Origin of the sequence: Rathayibacter rubneri (assembly GCF_023743255.1) — a bacterium.
Taxonomy (GTDB): domain Bacteria; phylum Actinomycetota; class Actinomycetes; order Actinomycetales; family Microbacteriaceae; genus Rathayibacter; species Rathayibacter rubneri.
In genome coordinates, this window is record NZ_JAMRYM010000079.1 from 1 (window position 1) to 16,831 (window position 16,831).

The window sequence follows — 16,831 nt, forward strand, 5'->3', positions numbered from 1 at the left end:
CGTCTCCCCCGCCCCACACTCGTTCCACCCCCGGAACCGCACCGAAGCAGAGGCCACCATGTCGTTCACCACCACCGCGCTCACGCGCCGCACCGCTCTCGCCGGCCTGCTCACCGCCGCCGCCGTGCCCCTGCTCGCGGGCTGCGTGCAGGGCGAGGGCTCCGGGGGCGCCGCGGCCGCCACCGCCGACGCGGCCGAGGGCGCCGTCACGCAGGGCGGAACGCTGACGCTCGACTTCGCCACCTACAACCCGCTGAGCCTGGTGATCAAGGAGAAGGGCTGGCTCGAGGCGGCCCTCGCCGAGCAGCAGGTCACGGTCACCTGGGTGCAGTCGGCCGGGTCGAACAAGGCCAACGAGGCCCTGCGCGCCGGAGCGATCGACGTCGGCTCGACCGCGGGCTCGGCGGCCCTGCTCGCCCGCTCCAACGGCTCGACCATCAAGACGATCGACATCTTCTCGCAGCCGGAGTGGTCGGCGCTCGTCGTCCCGGCGGGCTCGAGCATCACGAGCGTCGAGCAGCTCAAGGGCAAGCAGATCGCCGCGACCAAGGGCACCGATCCCTACTTCTTCCTCGTGCAGGCGCTCGAGGAGGCCGGTCTCGGCATCGACGACGTCACGGTGCAGAACCTGCAGCACGCCGACGGCTGGGCCGCGCTGCAGAACGGCTCGGTCGATGCGTGGGCCGGGCTCGACCCGATCATGGCGGGCGCCGAGGCGGCCGGTGCGACCCTGCTCTACCGCAACGTCGACTTCAACTCCTACGGCCTGCTCAACGCCACCGAGAGCTTCCTCGCCGAGAAGCCGGACCTCGCGCAGACCGTCGTGAACGCCTACGAGCACGCCCGCGCCTGGGCCCTCGAGAATCAGGACGAGACCGCGAGCATCCTCGCCTCCGTCGCCGGTCTCGACGTCGCGGTCGCCACGACCGTCATCACCGAGCGCAGCAACCTCGACGTCGACAACGTTCCCGGATCCGCGCAGACCGACGTGCTCGCGGTGATCGGCCCGATCTTCGTCGCGAACGGCGACGTCGCCTCGCAGGACCAGGTCGACGAGGCGCTCGACACGCTGCTCGACGACACCTACGCGAAGGCCGCCGACCCCGACGCGATCGGCTGAGCCGCTCCGTCCCCCGATCCACCGCTCACGAGGAGACGACCATGGCGATCCGTGACGACCGGACGACCGACGCCCAGACGACGGACGCCGACCTGATCCGGCTCAGCACCGGGACGGTGCAGGCGCCGGGCGCGGTCGGCGCCGCAGTGGTGGGGCCGACCGCCGGGGCGTCGCAGAAGCGGCTCCGCGACGACTCCGCTGCGCACACCCGTCCGCTGACGTCGAAGCGCTGGTTCGTCGTGGTCGGCGGGGCGGTCCTGCCGATCGTGCTGCTGCTCGCCTGGCAGATCGCGACCACCACGGGTCTCGTGTCACTGTCGGTGTTCCCCTCGCCGGCGATGGTGTGGGCGGCGGGGCTCGATCTCGCCCAGCGCGGCGACCTCGGCCAGGACGTCGCGATCTCGACTCAGCGCGTGCTGATCGGCTTCGCCCTCGGCTCGGCCCTCGGCCTCCTGATCGGAGCGCTCTTCGGGCTGTCGCGGGTCTGGGAGGTCGTGCTCGGCCCGACCCTCGGCGCGATCCGGGCGGTGCCGTCGCTCGCATGGGTGCCGCTGCTGCTGCTCTGGCTCGGGATCGGCGAGGAGTCGAAGATCACGCTGATCACGATCGGTGCGTTCTTCCCGGTGTTCACCACCGTCGCCACGGCGCTGGGCCACGTCGACCGCCACCTGGTCGAGGCGGGCCGCGCCTTCGGGCTGTCGGGCGTCCGGCTCTTCACCACCGTGCAGCTGCCGGCCGTCGTGCCCGCGGTCATCGCGGGGCTCCGGCTCGCTCTCGCCCAGTCGTGGCTGTTCCTCGTCGCGTCCGAGCTGATCGCCTCGTCGATGGGGCTGGGCTTCCGGCTCATCGACAGCCAGAACAACGGGCGGATCGACCGCGTGTTCCTCGCGATCATCCTGCTCGCGGTGCTCGGCAAGCTCACCGACGCCGTGGTGGGCGTGTTCCAGCGCTACGCCGTGGCGAAGTGGGCGTGAGCACCGTGCCCTCCCCCTCCGAAAGGACGACGTCATGACCGACACGATCGCGAACCTCCTCGAGGAGACCCGCCGCTTCCCCGCCCCCGAGTCGTTCGCCGCGCAGGCGAACGTGGGAGCGGACGAGTACGCGCGGGCGGCCGCCGATCCGGTCGCGTTCTGGGAGGAGGCGGCCCGGCGCCTCGACTGGACGGAGCCCTGGACGACCGCGCACACGTGGGAGCCCGCCGTTCCGCAGGCCGACGGCAGCCTCTCCGTCCCCCGAGCCACCTGGTTCGAGGGCGGCCGCCTGAACGTGGCCGTGAACTGCGTCGACCGTCACGTCGACGCCGGGCGCGGTGACAAGGCCGCCCTGCACTTCGAGGGCGAGCGCGGAGACCGCCGCACCCTCACGTACTCCGACCTGCAGCGCGAGGTGTCGAAAGCCGCGAACGCTCTGACGGCGCTGGGAATCGGGAAGGGCGACCGCGTCGTCGTGTACCTCCCCGTGATCCCCGAGACCGTCGTGATCACCCTCGCGATCGCCCGTATCGGAGCGATCCACTCGCTGGTCTTCGGCGGGTTCTCGGCCGAGGCGGTCCGGTTCCGCGTCGAGGACACCGGGGCGAAGCTGCTCGTCACGACCGACGGCCAGTTCCGCCGCGGGAAGGCCGTCGCGGTCAAGGCGAGCGCCGACCACGCCGTCGCGGGAGTCGAGTCGATCGAGCACGTGCTGGTCGTGCGCCGCACCGGCGACGAGACCCCCGACCTGCCCTGGACGCCGGGTCGCGACGTCTGGTGGCACGACGTCGTCGACACCGCGAGCGAGGTCCACGAGGCCGAGGCGTTCGACTCCGAGACGCCGCTGTTCATCATCTACACCTCGGGCACGACCGGGAAGCCCAAGGGCCTCGTGCACACCAGCGGCGGCTACCTCACGCAGGCGTCGTGGACGCACTGGGCGCTCTTCGACGCGAAGCCCGACGACGTGCACTGGTGCACGGCCGACCTCGCCTGGGTCACCGCGCACACCTACGAGATCTACGGTCCGCTCTCGAACGGGCTCACGCAGGTGATCTACGAGGGCACGCCGAACACCCCGCACACGGCGCGGCACTTCGAGATCATCGAGCGCTACGGAGTGACCGTCTACTACACGGCGCCGACGCTGATCCGCACGCTCATGACCTGGTTCCCCGACGGGGTGCCCGCGCAGTACGACCTGTCGAGCCTGCGGCTGCTCGGCACGGTCGGCGAGTCGATCAACCCCGAGGCGTGGGTCTGGTTCCACGAGCGGATCGGCGGCGGGCGCTGCCCGATCGTCGACACCTGGTGGCAGTCCGAGACCGGTGCGGCCGTCATGTGCCCGCTGCCCGGCGTCTCGACACTCAAGCCCGGGTCCTCGCTCGGCGCGCTGCCCGGGCTCACGACGCTCGTCGTCGACGACGCGGGGCAGCGGGTGCCGAACGGCTCGGGCGGCTACCTCGTCGTCGACCGCACCGGGCCCGCGCTCGCACGCACGGTCTGGGGGAACCCGGAGCGGTACCGCGACTCCTACTGGGCGCGCTTCGCCGAGCAGGGCTACTTCTTCTCGGGTGACGGCGCGAAGTACGACGCCGACGGCGACATCTGGGTGCTCGGACGCGTGGACGACGTCATCAACGTGTCGGGTCACCGGCTGTCGACGATCGAGATCGAATCGGCGCTCGTCGCGCACCCGGCCGTCGGAGAAGCGGGGGTGGTCGGCGTCGAGGACGCCACGACCGGTCAGGCGATCGCGGCCTTCGTGATCCCCTCGGACGAGGCGATCGATCGGGCGCAGGACGATCCCGCCTACTGGAACGGGCTCGCCTCGGACCTCGCGGGCGTGCTGCGCGAGCACGTCGCGTCGGCGATCGGGCCGATCGCGAAGCCGCGCGACGTGGTGATCGTGCCGGACCTGCCGAAGACCCGCTCGGGCAAGATCATGCGGCGCCTGCTCGGCGACATCCGCGACGGGCGGGCCCTGGGCGACGTGACGAGCCTCCAGGACGACACGGTGCCCGAGCGGATCGCGCGGATCGTCGCGGCGCGCGGCTGAGCCGGTCGCTCCCTGCTGATCGAGCCGGCCACGCAGCGGCCGTATCGAGATCCCAGAGGCTGGAGCAGGCGGGTCTCGATACGCCGCCTGCGGCAGCTACTCGACCAGCATGCATCAGGCGAGGCAACCAGCGATCGGGCATCCGGCATCCGGCATCCGGCTGATCGAGTAGGCCGCGCAGCGGCCGTATCGAGATCCCCGAGGCCGGAGCAGGCGGGTCTCGATACGTCGCCTGCGGCGACTACTCGACCAGCAGGCATCGGGCGAGGCGACCGGCGATCCGGCATCCGGCATCTTGCTGATCGAGGAGGCCGCGCACCGGCCGTATCGAGATCCCCGTCTCCTGGAGCACGCGGGTCTCGATACGCCGCCTGCGGCGGCTACTCGACCAGCAGGAGGCGCGGCGGGAATCGGGACCGAGACACGACCAGCAGGATGCGAGACCGGACCCGCGACCGAGACACGACCAGCAGGATGCGAGGCCCGACCCGCGACCAGACCAGCAGGACGGGCGGCCGGGCGTCGCGCCCGCTGCTCCCTCTCGACCGGCGAGCTGCGGGCCGAACACTCCAGGTCGGCTCCGAACTCCGGACGGGCGGCGGCATCGGGAGTAGCGTGAAGCCGTGCGTGACCTCCAGCAGCAGATCATCTCCGAGCTCCACGTCTCCCCCACCGTCGATCCGGCCGTCGAGGTCGAGCGGCGCGTCGGCTTCCTCGCCGACTACCTCCGCCACACCGGCGCCGCGGGCCTCGTGCTCGGCATCAGCGGCGGCCAGGACTCGAGCCTGGCCGGACGGCTCTGCCAGCTCGCCGTCGAGCAGGTGCGCGCGAGCGGAGGCGACGCCTCCTTCATCGCGGTGCGCCTGCCGTACCGCGTCCAGGCCGACGAGGAGGACGCGCAGCTCGCGCTGACCTTCATCCGACCCGACCGCCAGGTGACCTTCGACATCCACCAGGGCGTGGACGGCATCGCGGCGGCGTTCGGCGACGCCCTCGACGAGCCGATCTCGGACTTCGTGAAGGGCAACGTCAAGGCCCGCGCCCGCATGATCGCCCAGTACGCGATCGCCGGACAGGCGGGCATGCTCGTCGTCGGCACCGACCACGCGGCCGAGGCGGTCACCGGGTTCTTCACCAAGTTCGGCGACGGCGGCGCCGACGTGCTGCCGCTGACGGGCCTCACCAAGCGCCAGGGCCGCTCCCTCCTCGAGCACCTCGACGCCCCGGCGCGCCTCTACGAGAAGGCGCCCACCGCCGACCTCCTCGACGAGAACCCCGGTCAGACCGACGAGTCGAACCTGGGTCTCGTCTACGCCGACCTCGACGAGTACCTCGAGGGCGGGGACGTCGATCCCGCCGTCGCCGAGGCGATCGAGGCGCGCTACGCCGCGACCGAGCACAAGCGGCAGGTGCCGCTCTCGATGTTCGACGACTGGTGGCGCGCCTCCGAGACGTACACGCCCGGGAACGTCTGACTCCCGAGCCGCCCCCGACAGATCGGGGGCGGCTCGCCCGTTCAGTCGGTGGCGACCCGGTCGAGCCAGGCTCCGCTGACCTTCGCGCTCTCGGCCGGCGGCATGCTCGCCCGGTCGACCTCGACGATGATCCAACCGCCGAAGTCCTCGGGCAGGGCCGCGAGCACGCCGTCGAGGTCGATGCCGCCGAGCCCGGGCTCGAGGAAGACGCCGGCGTCGGTCGCGCGGTCGTAAGCCGTGGGCACGGCCCGGCTCGCCTCCGCGATGCCCAGGTGCAGGTCCTTCACGTGCAGATCGACGAGGCGATCGGAGTAGCGCTCGATGGTCGCCACCGGGTCGATGCCCGCCCAGACGAGGTGGCCGATGTCGAACGAGGCGCCCAGCAGGTCGGCGTCGATCGCGCCGAGGACGCGGTCGATCTCGTGCTCGGTCTCGACCCAGGTGCCCACGTGGTTGTGCAGGCCCGCGTGCACCCCCTCCGCGCGCAGCACCTCCGCCGCCTCGGCCAGGATCTCGATGACGCGGTCCAGCCGGTCCTCGTCGAAGACGGCTCCGACCGCCACCGCCTCGAGGGTGCGCACCACGCCCGGCTCGAAGCTCACCTCGGGAGCGAGGAAGACCGTGTCGAGGCCGACGTAGTTCGACTCCTCGGCCTTGCGGCGGACCCCGTCGAACCAGTGGATCCACTCGGCGGAGCCGCGCTCGAGGATCCGGCCGTGGTCCTCCGGCAGGGCGACGGAGGCGTAGCCGGGGGCGAGCGCGAGCCCCGAGTCCTCGATCATGCGGGCGTAGTCCTGCAGCGTCTGCGTCGAGAGCACCTCGAGCATCGTCGCCCCGAAGCCCGCCTCGCGGATCTCGCGGAGCACGTCCGGGTACTCGGCGCGGAAGTGGGGGTCGGCGAAGCGCCAGAGCGACTCGCTCGACGGGTCGGTCGGATCGGCCTTGACGTTGATCCACTGGATGGCGTTGAGCGCGAACTGGGAGCGGCGGAGCACGGCGGTCCTCTTTCCTGAAGCGGTGGTGCGGGCGGTCAGTCGGCGGCGCGGGCGTTGTAGACGAGGACGGAGCCCTCGTCGACGTGCGAGCGGTAGGCGTGGAAGACCGCGAGCGCCTCGTCGCGGAGCACGCCGTCGACGACCTCGATGCCGCGCGCCTCGAAGGCGGCGGCCCAGTCCTCGCGCATCGGGCCCTCGTCGAACGTCGTGATCTCCTCGAGCTCGGGGCCGGACCCCGCGACGACGAGACGGCGCACGCCCGACCACAGCGTCGCTCCGTAGCACTGCACGCACGGGCGCCAGTTGACGACGAGCTCGTGCGCGGGCTGGCCCTCGCCGCCGAGGTCCCAGGCGCCGATCGCGGTCTGGGCGAGGCCGAGGGCGGTGACCTCCGCGTGCCCGGAGGAGACTCCGCTCGCGAGGACCACGTTCACCCCGACCGAGACGAGGCGACCGGAGTCGCGCTCGACGACGATCGCGGCGAACGGGCCTCCGTTGCCCTCGCGGAAGTTGCGGTCGGCGAGCGCGTGCACGAGGGCCATGCGGTCCTCTCGCTCGGGCAGGGCGTCGGGGACGTCGCGGAGGGCGTCCTCGATCCATGCGGGCAGGGCGATCTCGTAGCGGGTGGCGAGCTGGTCGATCTTCACGGGTCCTCCTGGGGACGGTTCGGGCGGGAAGGGGAAGGGGTCAGACGCGGGCGGCCGCGAGCTCGGCGAGCACGGCCCGCGTCGCGCGGACGGCGGTGACCGTCCCCGTCAGCGTGGCATTGCAGACGACCGGGGTCGGGATCACTCCGTTGCCGGCGACGTAGAGGCCGTCGACGCCCCAGACGCGACCGGACGGATCGCAGACGCTCGCCCCGTCGTCCACGGCCCCCGAGCGGACGGTGCCGGTGAGGTGCAGCGAGGAGCCGGGAGCGAGCACCGCGCTCTCGGTCAGCGGATCGAACGCGCCGAAGCGCTCGGCGATCTCGCGGATCCGCTCCTCGGCCGCCCGGATCAGCTCGCGGTCGCGGTCGCTGTACTCGAACTCGACGCGGAGCCGGGGCAGACCGGTCACGTCGGTCTCCTCCTCCGAGAACACGAGCCGGTTCTCGGCGCGCGATTCGACCGGCGTGTAGAACGACAGCCCGACCGAGTAGGCGAACGGGCGGTGCTCCTCGTCGATGAAGACGGTGTTCATGATCTGCCCGTGGAACGGCTGCTCGTCGCCGTTCTGCGGGAGCCAGAGCGAATCGACGGCGAACTCGCCCTCGCGCAGGCGCGGGAGCGACTCCGCGGTCAGACCGAAGCGCTCGAGGTCCATCACCACCCGGCCGGTGACGAAAGCGTGCTCGTTGAGGAACCGGCCGAGCGCCTCCGGCCGGATGCCCGACGCGAACAGCAGCTGCGGCGTGCGCACCACGTCGGCGCAGACGATCACGGTGCGCGCCCCGATGTCGTACTCGCGGCCCGTCGCCGTCTCGCGCACCCGGACTCCGACGGCGCGGTCGCCGTCGCGGAGGATCACGATCGCCAGAGTGCCGGGGCGCAGCTCGAACGCCTCGTCACCGCCGAGCGCGATCGGCGGGAAGATCCGACTGGGGCCGGTGCGCAGCAGCGGTCCGGAGGGGTTGCCGGCGACGGCCATCGGCATCGGCTGGGGGTGGCGGCCGTCGGCGCTGACCGCGCCGAACGCGTCCTCGAGCACGTCCAGCACCACGCGTCCCGGAGCGGTCGGGCCCAGCGGGGAGTCGTGCACGTCGAGCAGCTCGCGCGCGCGGGCGAGGTCCGCCTCCCACTGCGCCGGGTCGCCGCCGTCGAAGACCTCGTCGCCGGCGGGCCACGGGGTCGCCGCCGTCCAGTGCACGCCCATGCCGCCGACGTTCCACGACACCGCGGTCGCGGGCATCGCGGCCGCGTCCTCGCCCATCGCAGAGAGGTTGTACATGCCGGGCGCGACCGAGCGGAGCTCGTCGGTGATGTCCGGAGTGACGTCGGCGCCGGTGTACATGCCCTGCACGCCGGTCGCGACGCGCTGGTTGTAGCGGCTCCAGATCTCGGGCTCCTCGCTGTCGTGCAGGTGCAGACCGGGGACGGAGCCGACGGCCGGGCCGCCGTCGATCATCAGGAGGCGGACGGCGGGGTCGGCGTCGCGCAGCCCCCGGGCGATCGCGGCCCCCATGATGCCGCTGCCCACGAGCAGGACGTCGACGGGGGTGGTGGTCTCGGGCATGGTGCTCCTGTCGTGCCGCGCGGCGGGCGCGGGTGAGGGGAAGAGAGGGGTCAGTCGGCCGTGGCGGCCAGGGTCGGGCCGAAGAACTCGGCGTCCATGCGGTCCAGCACGGACTTGACGGCGCCGATCAGCGGCGCGTCGGCCCCGAGGCCCGTCGAGCGGACGGACACGTCGAGGGTGCGTAGCCGGCGCATCGCCTCGGCCACGCGCGGGAGCAGCAGGTCGTCGGCGTCCTCCAGCCCGCCACCGAGGACGAACAGGTCGGGCGACACCGTCCAGGCCAGGGTCGAGAGGAGCTCGGCGAGGTGCGCGGCGAAGGCGTCGAGCTCCCGCAGCGCGACCGGGTCGCCGGCGCGCGCGGCCTCGACGGCCGCGAGAGCCGCCTCCCGGTCGCTGCGCCGGGGCGAGGTCAGGCGACCGAACGGAGTGTCCTCCATCCGGCTCGCTCCCATCGCGCCGGCCTCGACCACCTCGCCCGCCGCTCCGCGGAAGCCGCGGTGCACGGAGCCGCCGATGACCAGGCCGATGCCGGTGCGGTTGCCGAAGATGCACCAGGCCGACGTGGGGGCGTCGGACGACACCCCTCGCCAGCGCTCGGCGAGCGCCGCGAGGTTGGCGTCGTTGTCGGCGAAGACCGGCACGCCCAGCCGCGTCGACACGGCGTCGGCCAGGGCGAACCCGTTCCACCGCTCCGAGTTGACGAGCCGGCTGACGACGCCGTCCTCGTCGATCGCGCCACCCGCCGCGATCGCACCGGCGCGGATCCGCTCTCGCGGGAGCCCCGACTCGGCGACCGCGGCGTCGACCGCGAGGACGGCGTCCTCGACGGCCGCCTCGGGCGAGTGGTAGTCGCGCAGGGCCCGCATCGAGCGGCCGAGGATCCGACCGCGGATGTCGCAGACGACCGCGGTGGCGAAGTCCGTGTCGATGCGGACGGCCGCGACGAGCGCGCGGTCGGCCCGGAAGCGGAAGGTGCGCGGCGGGCGGCCGACGTCCGATCGCGCCGGGTCGGGCGCCGTCTCGTCCACCCAGCCCGCAGTGCACAGGCCCGACAGGATCAGCTCGACCGTGCGGCGCGACAGGGCGACCTCGCGCACCAGGACCGCCGTGGTCACCGGCTCGTCGTGCTCGGCGAGCGCGCGCAGCACGACTCCGGAGTTGAGGCGGCGGAGGGTGCTCGGGTCGACTCCGGCCCTCATGCGCCGACGTCCGCGACCAGGGGCAGCACGTCGTCGAAGCGCCCGGGCACGACCGAGGGGGCGACGTCGTAGACGCGGGCCGCGTCTCCCGCGACTCCGCTCGCCGCGGGCCAGTGCGGATCCTCGCCGCGGACGAAGGCGACGAGCTCGGCGTGCATCACATCGGCGAGCGCCTGCGGAGGAACCGCGCCCAGCACGCGCTCGGTGCCCTCGGCGTCGAGGTGGTCGAAGAGGAACGGCAGATCGAGGCAGTGCGCCGCGCCGCCGATGATCGGCGAGACCCAGTCGAAGGAGTACAGCCAGGTGGACGCGGAGCCGCGGTTGCGCGCGGCCTGCAGGACCGCCCGGCGGAACAGCAGGTCGGTGGCGCGCGGGGGCGCGCCCTCCGCGCGCTCGAGGCGCGGGCTGTCGAACTCGTCGGCGGTCGCCCCGATCAGGAGCGGCTTGTCGCGGCCGACGTGCGCGGTCGCCTCCGCCACCGGGAGCGGGAGCAGCGCGTCGCCCGAGACGGGCGCGAGCACGATCGAGTGCGCGGACCCGGGCATCATCGTCAGCGCGACCGTCTCGGACAGGCCGTCGCGGTCGAGCGAGGCGAGCCCCTCGGCGGTCGGCGGGACGCCGAGGGAGTGGGCGAACGCCGCGAGCTGCTCCTCCGCCTCCGCGAGCGGCACGCTGCGGTCGGTCGGCGAGATCGCGACGGCGCGGGCGAACAGGGGCTGCGCCTCCGCGCAGCCGAGGAGGGTCAGGACCGCGCCGCCCCCGGCGGACTGCCCGGCGATCGTCACCCGGGCGGGGTCACCGCCGAAGGACGCGATGTTCACCTGGACCCAACGCAGCGCCTGCAGCCAGTCGCGGACACCGCGGTTGGCGTCGCCGTCGACCACGCCGAACCCGTCGACGCCGAGCCGGTAGGACGCGGTCACGACGATCACGCCGTCCCGTGCGAAGGCCGAGCCCTCGTGCCAGTCGCTGGAGGCGGCTCCGGTCACGTACCCGCCGCCGTGCAGGTAGACTAGCACGGGGAGGGCGTCGGCGCCGAGCGGGGCGAACACGTTGACGCTCAGCGAGTCCTCGCCGGGGATCGAGTGCTCGGGGATCGTCGTGAACTCGAACGGCCGGCCCCGCTGCGGGGTCGCGCCGTAGCTCGAGGCGTCGAACGGCGCCGTGAAGGCGGAGCGGGGTTCGGGCGGGGTGAAGCGGCGCGCACCCGTCGGCGCCTCGGCGAACGGCACCCCGAGGAACCGGGCGACGCCCCCCTCGGCCCATCCGACGACGGCCCCGCAAGCGGCCTCGACCACGATCTCCACGCCCGACGCTCCGCTCACTTCATCCCCGTCGCGACGATACCCTGCACGAAGTAGCGCTGCAGGAGCAGGAAGAGCACCAGCACCGGCAGCATCACGACGACCGCGCCGGCCAGCACGAGCCCGTAGTCGGTGACGTTCTGCGCCGCCTGCCGCGTGGCCGCGAGTCCGACGGGGAGCGTGTAGGTCGAGGCGTCCTGCGCGACCAGGAGCGGCCAGATGAAGTTGTTCCACGCGGCGAGGAACGACATGATCGTCACCGTCGCGAGCGCGGGCCCGGCCAGCGGCAGGAACACCTGCGCGAAGATCCGCAGCTCGCTCGCCCCGTCGATCCGCGCGGCCTCGAGGAGCTCCTCCGGGATGCTCTCGGCGAACTGGCGGACGATGAAGATCGAGATCGGCAGCACGAGCGAGGGCAGCGCGATTCCGGCCAGGGTGTTCACGAGCCCCAGGCGCACCGTCACCACGAACTGCGGCACGAAGACCGCCGAGAACGGCATCATCAGCGAGATCAGCACCGCGGCCATCGCGAACCGCTTCCCGGCGAAGTCGAGCTTGGCGAGGGCGTAGCCGGCGGCGGCCGCGGCCACCACGTTGCCCGCCACCACGACGCCGGCGACGACGAGGCTGTTGGCGAGGTAGCCGCTGAAGCCGGCCTGCGAGAACAGCCGCGCGAAGTTGTCGAGCGTCACCGCCGACGGGAGCCAGGCGCCGGGGTCCGCGCTGATGTCGGCCGTGGTGCGGAGCGATCCCGAGATCACCCAGACGAAGGGCAGCAGCGTGATCGCCGCGAGCACGGCGAGAACCGGGTAGAGCACGAGGTGCCGCCGGCGCTCGGCGGCCGCGCGCGTGGCGGTCTCGCGGGCGGGCGGACGCGGCGCCGCGGTCGGCGGGGCGACGGGCGGAAGGGTGGCGGTGGTGGTCATGAGCGGGACCTCAGCAGACGGAACTGCAGCGCGCTGACGAGCGCGACGATGAGCAGGAGGAGGAAGGAGGCGGCCGACGAGACGCCGATGTTCCCGAAGCCGAACTGGCGGTAGGTGTACAGCGCCATTGACTCGGTGGAGCCGACCGGGCCGCCGCCCGTGAGCAGGTACGGCTCGTCGAAGACCTGGAGGAAGAAGACGGAGAGCAGCACCGAGATCAGCAGGGTCGTGGGCATCAGCAGGGGCACGGTGATCGAGACGAGGCGGCGCCACGGGGTCGCGCCGTCGAGCGAGGCGGCCTCGTGCACGTCCTCGGGCACCGACTGGAGGCCCGCGAGGAACAGGAGCATCGCCGTGCCGAAGTTGCGCCAGACACCCAGGAGGATCACCACGGGCATGGCCAGCTGCTCGTCGCCGAGCCAGTTGGGCCCCGCGAAGCCGATCGCTCCGAGCACCTCGTTGACGGTGCCGTTCTGGTTGAACGCGTACTGCCAGATCAGTGCCACCGAGACGATGTTGGTGACGACGGGAGCGTAGAAGAGCGCCCGGAACACACCGCGCAGCCGCCGGATGCCCGAGTTCAGCGCCAGGGCGAGCACGAAGCCGACCATCATCGTCAGCGGCACCCCGATCACCACGAAGTACAGGGTGTTCAGCACCGAGCGGAGGAACGCGGCGTCGCCCAGCAGGACCGCGTAGTTCTCGAGGCCCGTGAAGTCGACTCCGAACGGCTGCTGCAGATCGGTGCCGCGGATGTCGGTGAGGCTCATGCCGACGGAGGCGAGCACCGGGACCGCCGTGAACACCGCGAAGATCACGGCGAACGGCGCGAGGAAGAGCCAGGCGATGCCGGAGTGGCGGCCGTGGCGGGAGCGGCGCTGGCGCAGCGCTCCCGCCGTGGACCGGCCGGCGAGGGCGGTCAGAGCCACAGGATCACTCCGTGCCGATCGAGTCGGCCTGGCGCTGGACGGCCGCGAGAGCATCGGCGGCCGACTCGTTGCCGCGGGCGACCTTCTCCATCTCCTGGCCGAGCAGGGTCGACACCTGCGTCCAGGTGGAGACGGCGGGCAGCGGCTCGACGTTCTGCAGCTGCTCGAAGAACGCGTCGAGCAGGGGCTGGTCGGCGATCGCCGGGTCCTGCCAGGCGTCGACCACGGCGGGCATGCTGCCGGCGGCCTCGTACTGCGCGATCTGGGTGTCCTGCTCGGCGGTGGCCCGCACGACCTTCCAGGCCGAAGCGGCGTTGTCGGAGGAGGCGGTCACGCCCCAGCTGCCGCCCGCGAGCTGACCGGAGCCGTTGTCGGGGCCGGCGGGGAGCACGGCGGTGCCGATGTGCTCCTCGGTCCAGCCCTCCTGCTCCGCGGTGGTGTCCAGCGTGGCGACCACCCACGGTCCGCTGATCATCGAGCCCGTCCGGCCCGAGACGAGATAGGGCTGCGCGTCGAGGAACTGCGGGGTGTCGGGCGACGAGATGCCGTCGGCGAAGACGGAGGCGTTGTACTCGGCGGCCGCGAGCATCTCGGGGGTGTCGATCGTCCACTCCGAGCCGTCCTCGCTCAGGAGGTCCGCGCCGGCCTGGTGCGCGAAGGTCGCGAGGGTCTGGCCGTTGTAGGTGTCCCAGCCGACGTCCGCGCCGAAGCCGCTCTCGGCGCCGCCGGCCTCGAGGCCCTCGAAGAACGGAGTCGCCTCGTCCCACGTCGTCGGCGCGCTCACCCCGCCGGCTTCGGCGAAGTCGGAGCGGTAGATGAGCACGCGCGTGTAGGCGTACCAGGGCACCGAGTAGGTCGTGCCGTCGTGCTCGCCGGCCTCCCACGAGCCCTCGAAGAAGCTGTCGGAGTCGACGAGGTCGTCGGGCACCGGCGCGAACGCGTCGGACGCGAGGAACTGCGTCTGCGCCTCCGTGTAGAGGAACGCGATGTCGGGGGCGGTGCCGGCGGCGACCGCCGTCTGCAGCTTGGTGTTGTACTCGTCGGAGGGAACCAGCGTGATCTCGAGGTCGAGGTCCGGGTTCTCGGCGCGGTAGTCGGCGAGCACCGCGTCGAGCTGGGTGGCGTCGCCGTCCGGGGCCCAGAGGGTGACGGTGCCGGTCGCGGCGGAGTCGTCGACCGTGGTGGTGTCGGCGGCGGCTCCGGTGTCGGCCGAGCGGCCGCATCCGGTGAGGGCGAGTGCCGCGACGACGGTGCCGGCGAGGGCGAGGGTGGAAGTGCGGGCGGTGCGCTTCATGGGGGCTCCTGGAGTCCGGGCGCTTTTCGCTACTTTGTAGCGGAAGTCGGCGCAGGGCGGGATGGTGCGGAGGAGGTGCGGAGGTCGCTCTCTCCGGTTCGGTCCGGATTATGCGATGTTGTAGCAGAAGTGCGACGGGCAGGACCCGGTCGGTGCAGGGTCGAGAACGAACCTAGGCCCCGGCTGTTTCGAGCGGATTACCTTCTCGGCACGCTCTCGTTACGGAGCGAGCGCCGACCCGAGCGCGGCGGCCTGCGCGGCCCAGAAGCGCTTCGCCACTCCGGTGCGGCGGAACAGCGCGTCGAAGCCGTGGAACGCGCCGTCGACGATCTCGAGCTCGCAGGGCACCCCGGCCGCGCGGAGGCGCTCGGCGTAGCGGATGTCCTCGTCGTGGAAGAGGTCGAGCGAGCCGACGCCGATCCAGGCGGGCGGGAGACCGGCGAGGTCGTCCCGGCGGGCGGGGGCGGCGTAGGGCGAGACGTCCGCGCCGCCGGGCTCGGTGCCGAGGTAGGACGTCCAGCCGAACCGGTTGCTGCCGGGGGTCCAGACGCGCACGCCCCGGGGAGTCGGGCCGGGGCGGGTCACCGTGCGGTCGTCGAGCATCGGGTAGACGAGGAGCTGGAAGGCGGGCTGCACTCCCCCGCGGTCGTGGGCGAGGAGAGTAGCGCCGGCGGCGAGGCCTCCGCCGGCGCTGGCTCCGCCGATCGCGAGGCGGCTCGGGTCGACACCGCGCTCCTCCGCGTGCTCCACGAGCCAGCGGAACGCGGCGAGGACGTCCTCGAGCGCGGCCGGAGCGGGGTGGGCCGGCGAGAGACGGTAGTCGACCGAGAGGACGCTGATGCCGAGGGTGCGGGCGAACGCGATGTTCGAGGACTCGTCCTGGAGATGGCTACCGAGGACCATGCCGCCGCCGTGGATCCAGACGAGGGCGGGCGCGGCGCCGCGCAGGATGCGGGGGCGGTAGCTGCGCGCGCGGATCGCGGGCGCGCCGTCGGGGCCCGGGATCTCGAGGTCCTCGACGAGGAGGTCGGCCGGCGCCTCCCCGCCCACCGCCTCGCGCCGAGTGGCGAGGCGGAGCAGGCGCGGGCCGAGCGAGACGGGCGGGATCCAGCGGCCGACCGCGAGATCCGGGTGGAAGAGGGGCGCCGTCGCGGCGCGGGCTGACGCGGTCATGCGCGGGAGGCCACCCCCTCCGTCGGCGCGGACGCCCCTCTCCCCCATTACGGCCGGACCAGCGTCTTGATCGCGCGGCGCTCGTCCATCGCGGCGTACGCCTCGGCGATCTCCTCCAGCGGGAGCTCGAGATCGAAGACCAGGCCGGGCTCGATGGCACCGCTGAGGACGTCCGGGAGCAGCTCCGCCATGTAGCCGCGGACGGGGGCGACGCCGCCGTTCACCCCCACGTTCGATCCGAACATCTGGCGCACGGGCAGCTCCGGACCGCCGTTGGGGACGCCGACGTAGCCGACCATGCCGCCGGGACGGGCCGAGTCGAGCGCCTGCTGCATCGACTCCTTGGTGCCGACGCACTCGAGCACGCAGTCGGCACCGATGCCGCCGGTGAGCTCCTTCACGCGGGCCACTCCCTCGTCTCCGCGCGTCTCGACGATGTGGGTGGCACCGAAGCGGGTGGCGAGGTTCTGCCGGGACTCGTGGCGCGACATCGCGATGATCGTCGTGGCGCCGAGGCGCTTGGCGGCGAGCACGGCGCAGAGGCCGACCGCTCCGTCGCCCACGACCGCGACGGTGGAGCCCTCGGTCACGCCGGCCGAGACGGCCGCGTGGTGGCCGGTGCCCATGACGTCGGCCAGGGTCAGCAGGCTCGGGATGAGCGCCGGGTCGGGGTCGGTGCCCACCCGGAAGAGCGTGCCGTCGGCCAGCGGGACGCGGACCTTCTCGCCCTGCGCGCCGTCGGCGAAGCCCTCGTCGCCGACCTCGGAGCCCCACCAGCCGCCGGTGAGGCACGAGGTCGAGACGCCGTTCGCGCAGTTGGCGCAGGTGCCGTCGCAGACGTAGAACGGAGCGATGACGAAGTCGCCGACGGAGATGTCGCGCACGTCGTCGCCGACGGACTCGACGACGCCCACGAACTCGTGGCCGATGCGGTGCGCCTCCTTCGTGGGAGTGACGCCGCGGTAGGGCCAGAGGTCGGAGCCGCACACGCAGGCCGCGGTCACGCGGACGATGGCGTCGCGACCGGTCGACAGGGTCGGCTCGGGCACGTCCTCGACTCGGACGTCGCGCTCGCCGTGGATGAGTGTTGCTCGCATGAGGGGTCTCCTGCTCGAGAAGGGGGGTGGGGTCGTCTCCACGCTACGCCGGAGATCCGGCGACCATGATCG

14 protein-coding genes are annotated in these 16,831 nt (G+C 72.7%); 4 read left to right on the forward strand and 10 right to left on the reverse strand.

The annotated features are described in order from the left end of the window. Window positions 1-58 precede the first annotated feature (58 nt). The 4 genes from NB037_RS14915 to nadE all read left to right on the forward strand — a co-directional run bounded on the left by NB037_RS14915 (window position 59) and on the right by nadE (window position 5,628). The gene (locus NB037_RS14915) at window positions 59-1,120 is read left to right on the forward strand and encodes an aliphatic sulfonate ABC transporter substrate-binding protein (protein ID WP_251946989.1); all 1,062 of its coding nucleotides are present in this window, start codon (window positions 59-61) and stop codon (window positions 1,118-1,120) included. 41 nt (window positions 1,121-1,161) lie between these two features. Further along, complete coding sequence (locus NB037_RS14920) at window positions 1,162-2,094, forward strand: ABC transporter permease (protein WP_251946991.1); 933 nt, start codon at window positions 1,162-1,164, stop codon at window positions 2,092-2,094. A gap of 34 nt (window positions 2,095-2,128) precedes the next feature. Further along, window positions 2,129-4,153, forward strand: coding sequence for an acetate--CoA ligase (gene acs / locus NB037_RS14925; RefSeq protein WP_251946993.1), 2,025 nt, complete (start codon window positions 2,129-2,131; stop codon window positions 4,151-4,153). A gap of 623 nt (window positions 4,154-4,776) precedes the next feature. Then, a complete protein-coding gene (gene nadE / locus NB037_RS14930) occupies window positions 4,777-5,628 on the forward strand; it encodes an NAD(+) synthase (protein WP_251946995.1) in 852 nt (283 codons plus the stop codon). Between the two features lie 41 nt (window positions 5,629-5,669). Here the strand turns inward: nadE and NB037_RS14935 are convergent, their stop codons facing one another. The 10 genes from NB037_RS14935 to NB037_RS14980 form a co-directional block, all read right to left on the reverse strand. Further along, a complete protein-coding gene (locus NB037_RS14935; RefSeq protein ID WP_251946997.1) occupies window positions 5,670-6,623 on the reverse strand; it encodes a sugar phosphate isomerase/epimerase family protein in 954 nt (317 codons plus the stop codon). Between the two features lie 35 nt (window positions 6,624-6,658). After that, window positions 6,659-7,270, reverse strand: a complete 612-nt coding sequence (locus NB037_RS14940; protein ID WP_251946999.1) for a nucleoside deaminase — start codon at window positions 7,268-7,270, stop codon at window positions 6,659-6,661. 40 nt (window positions 7,271-7,310) lie between these two features. Then, on the reverse strand, window positions 7,311-8,837 hold the full coding sequence (locus NB037_RS14945; protein ID WP_251947001.1) for a GMC oxidoreductase: 1,527 nt from the start codon (window positions 8,835-8,837) through the stop codon (window positions 7,311-7,313). A gap of 50 nt (window positions 8,838-8,887) precedes the next feature. Then, window positions 8,888-10,036, reverse strand: a complete 1,149-nt coding sequence (locus NB037_RS14950; RefSeq protein ID WP_251947003.1) for an ROK family protein — start codon at window positions 10,034-10,036, stop codon at window positions 8,888-8,890. Next, window positions 10,033-11,361 (reverse strand): carboxylesterase family protein, encoded by a 1,329-nt coding sequence (locus tag NB037_RS14955; protein ID WP_251947005.1) that lies wholly within the window; start codon window positions 11,359-11,361, stop codon window positions 10,033-10,035. Before NB037_RS14955 ends, NB037_RS14950 begins: the two co-directional genes overlap by 4 nt. Beyond that, a complete protein-coding gene (locus NB037_RS14960) occupies window positions 11,358-12,266 on the reverse strand; it encodes a carbohydrate ABC transporter permease (protein WP_251947006.1) in 909 nt (302 codons plus the stop codon). Before NB037_RS14960 ends, NB037_RS14955 begins: the two co-directional genes overlap by 4 nt. Then, window positions 12,263-13,195, reverse strand: a complete 933-nt coding sequence (locus NB037_RS14965; RefSeq protein ID WP_251947008.1) for a carbohydrate ABC transporter permease — start codon at window positions 13,193-13,195, stop codon at window positions 12,263-12,265. The genes NB037_RS14960 and NB037_RS14965 overlap by 4 nt, the downstream gene beginning before the upstream one ends. A gap of 4 nt (window positions 13,196-13,199) precedes the next feature. Then, window positions 13,200-14,489, reverse strand: coding sequence for an extracellular solute-binding protein (locus NB037_RS14970; protein WP_251947011.1), 1,290 nt, complete (start codon window positions 14,487-14,489; stop codon window positions 13,200-13,202). 219 nt (window positions 14,490-14,708) lie between these two features. Next, a complete protein-coding gene (locus NB037_RS14975; protein ID WP_251947013.1) occupies window positions 14,709-15,662 on the reverse strand; it encodes an alpha/beta hydrolase in 954 nt (317 codons plus the stop codon). A gap of 47 nt (window positions 15,663-15,709) precedes the next feature. After that, entirely contained in the window at window positions 15,710-16,759 is a 1,050-nt protein-coding gene (locus tag NB037_RS14980) for a zinc-dependent alcohol dehydrogenase family protein (RefSeq protein WP_251947015.1), read from the reverse strand. Window positions 16,760-16,831: the final 72 nt, after the last annotated feature.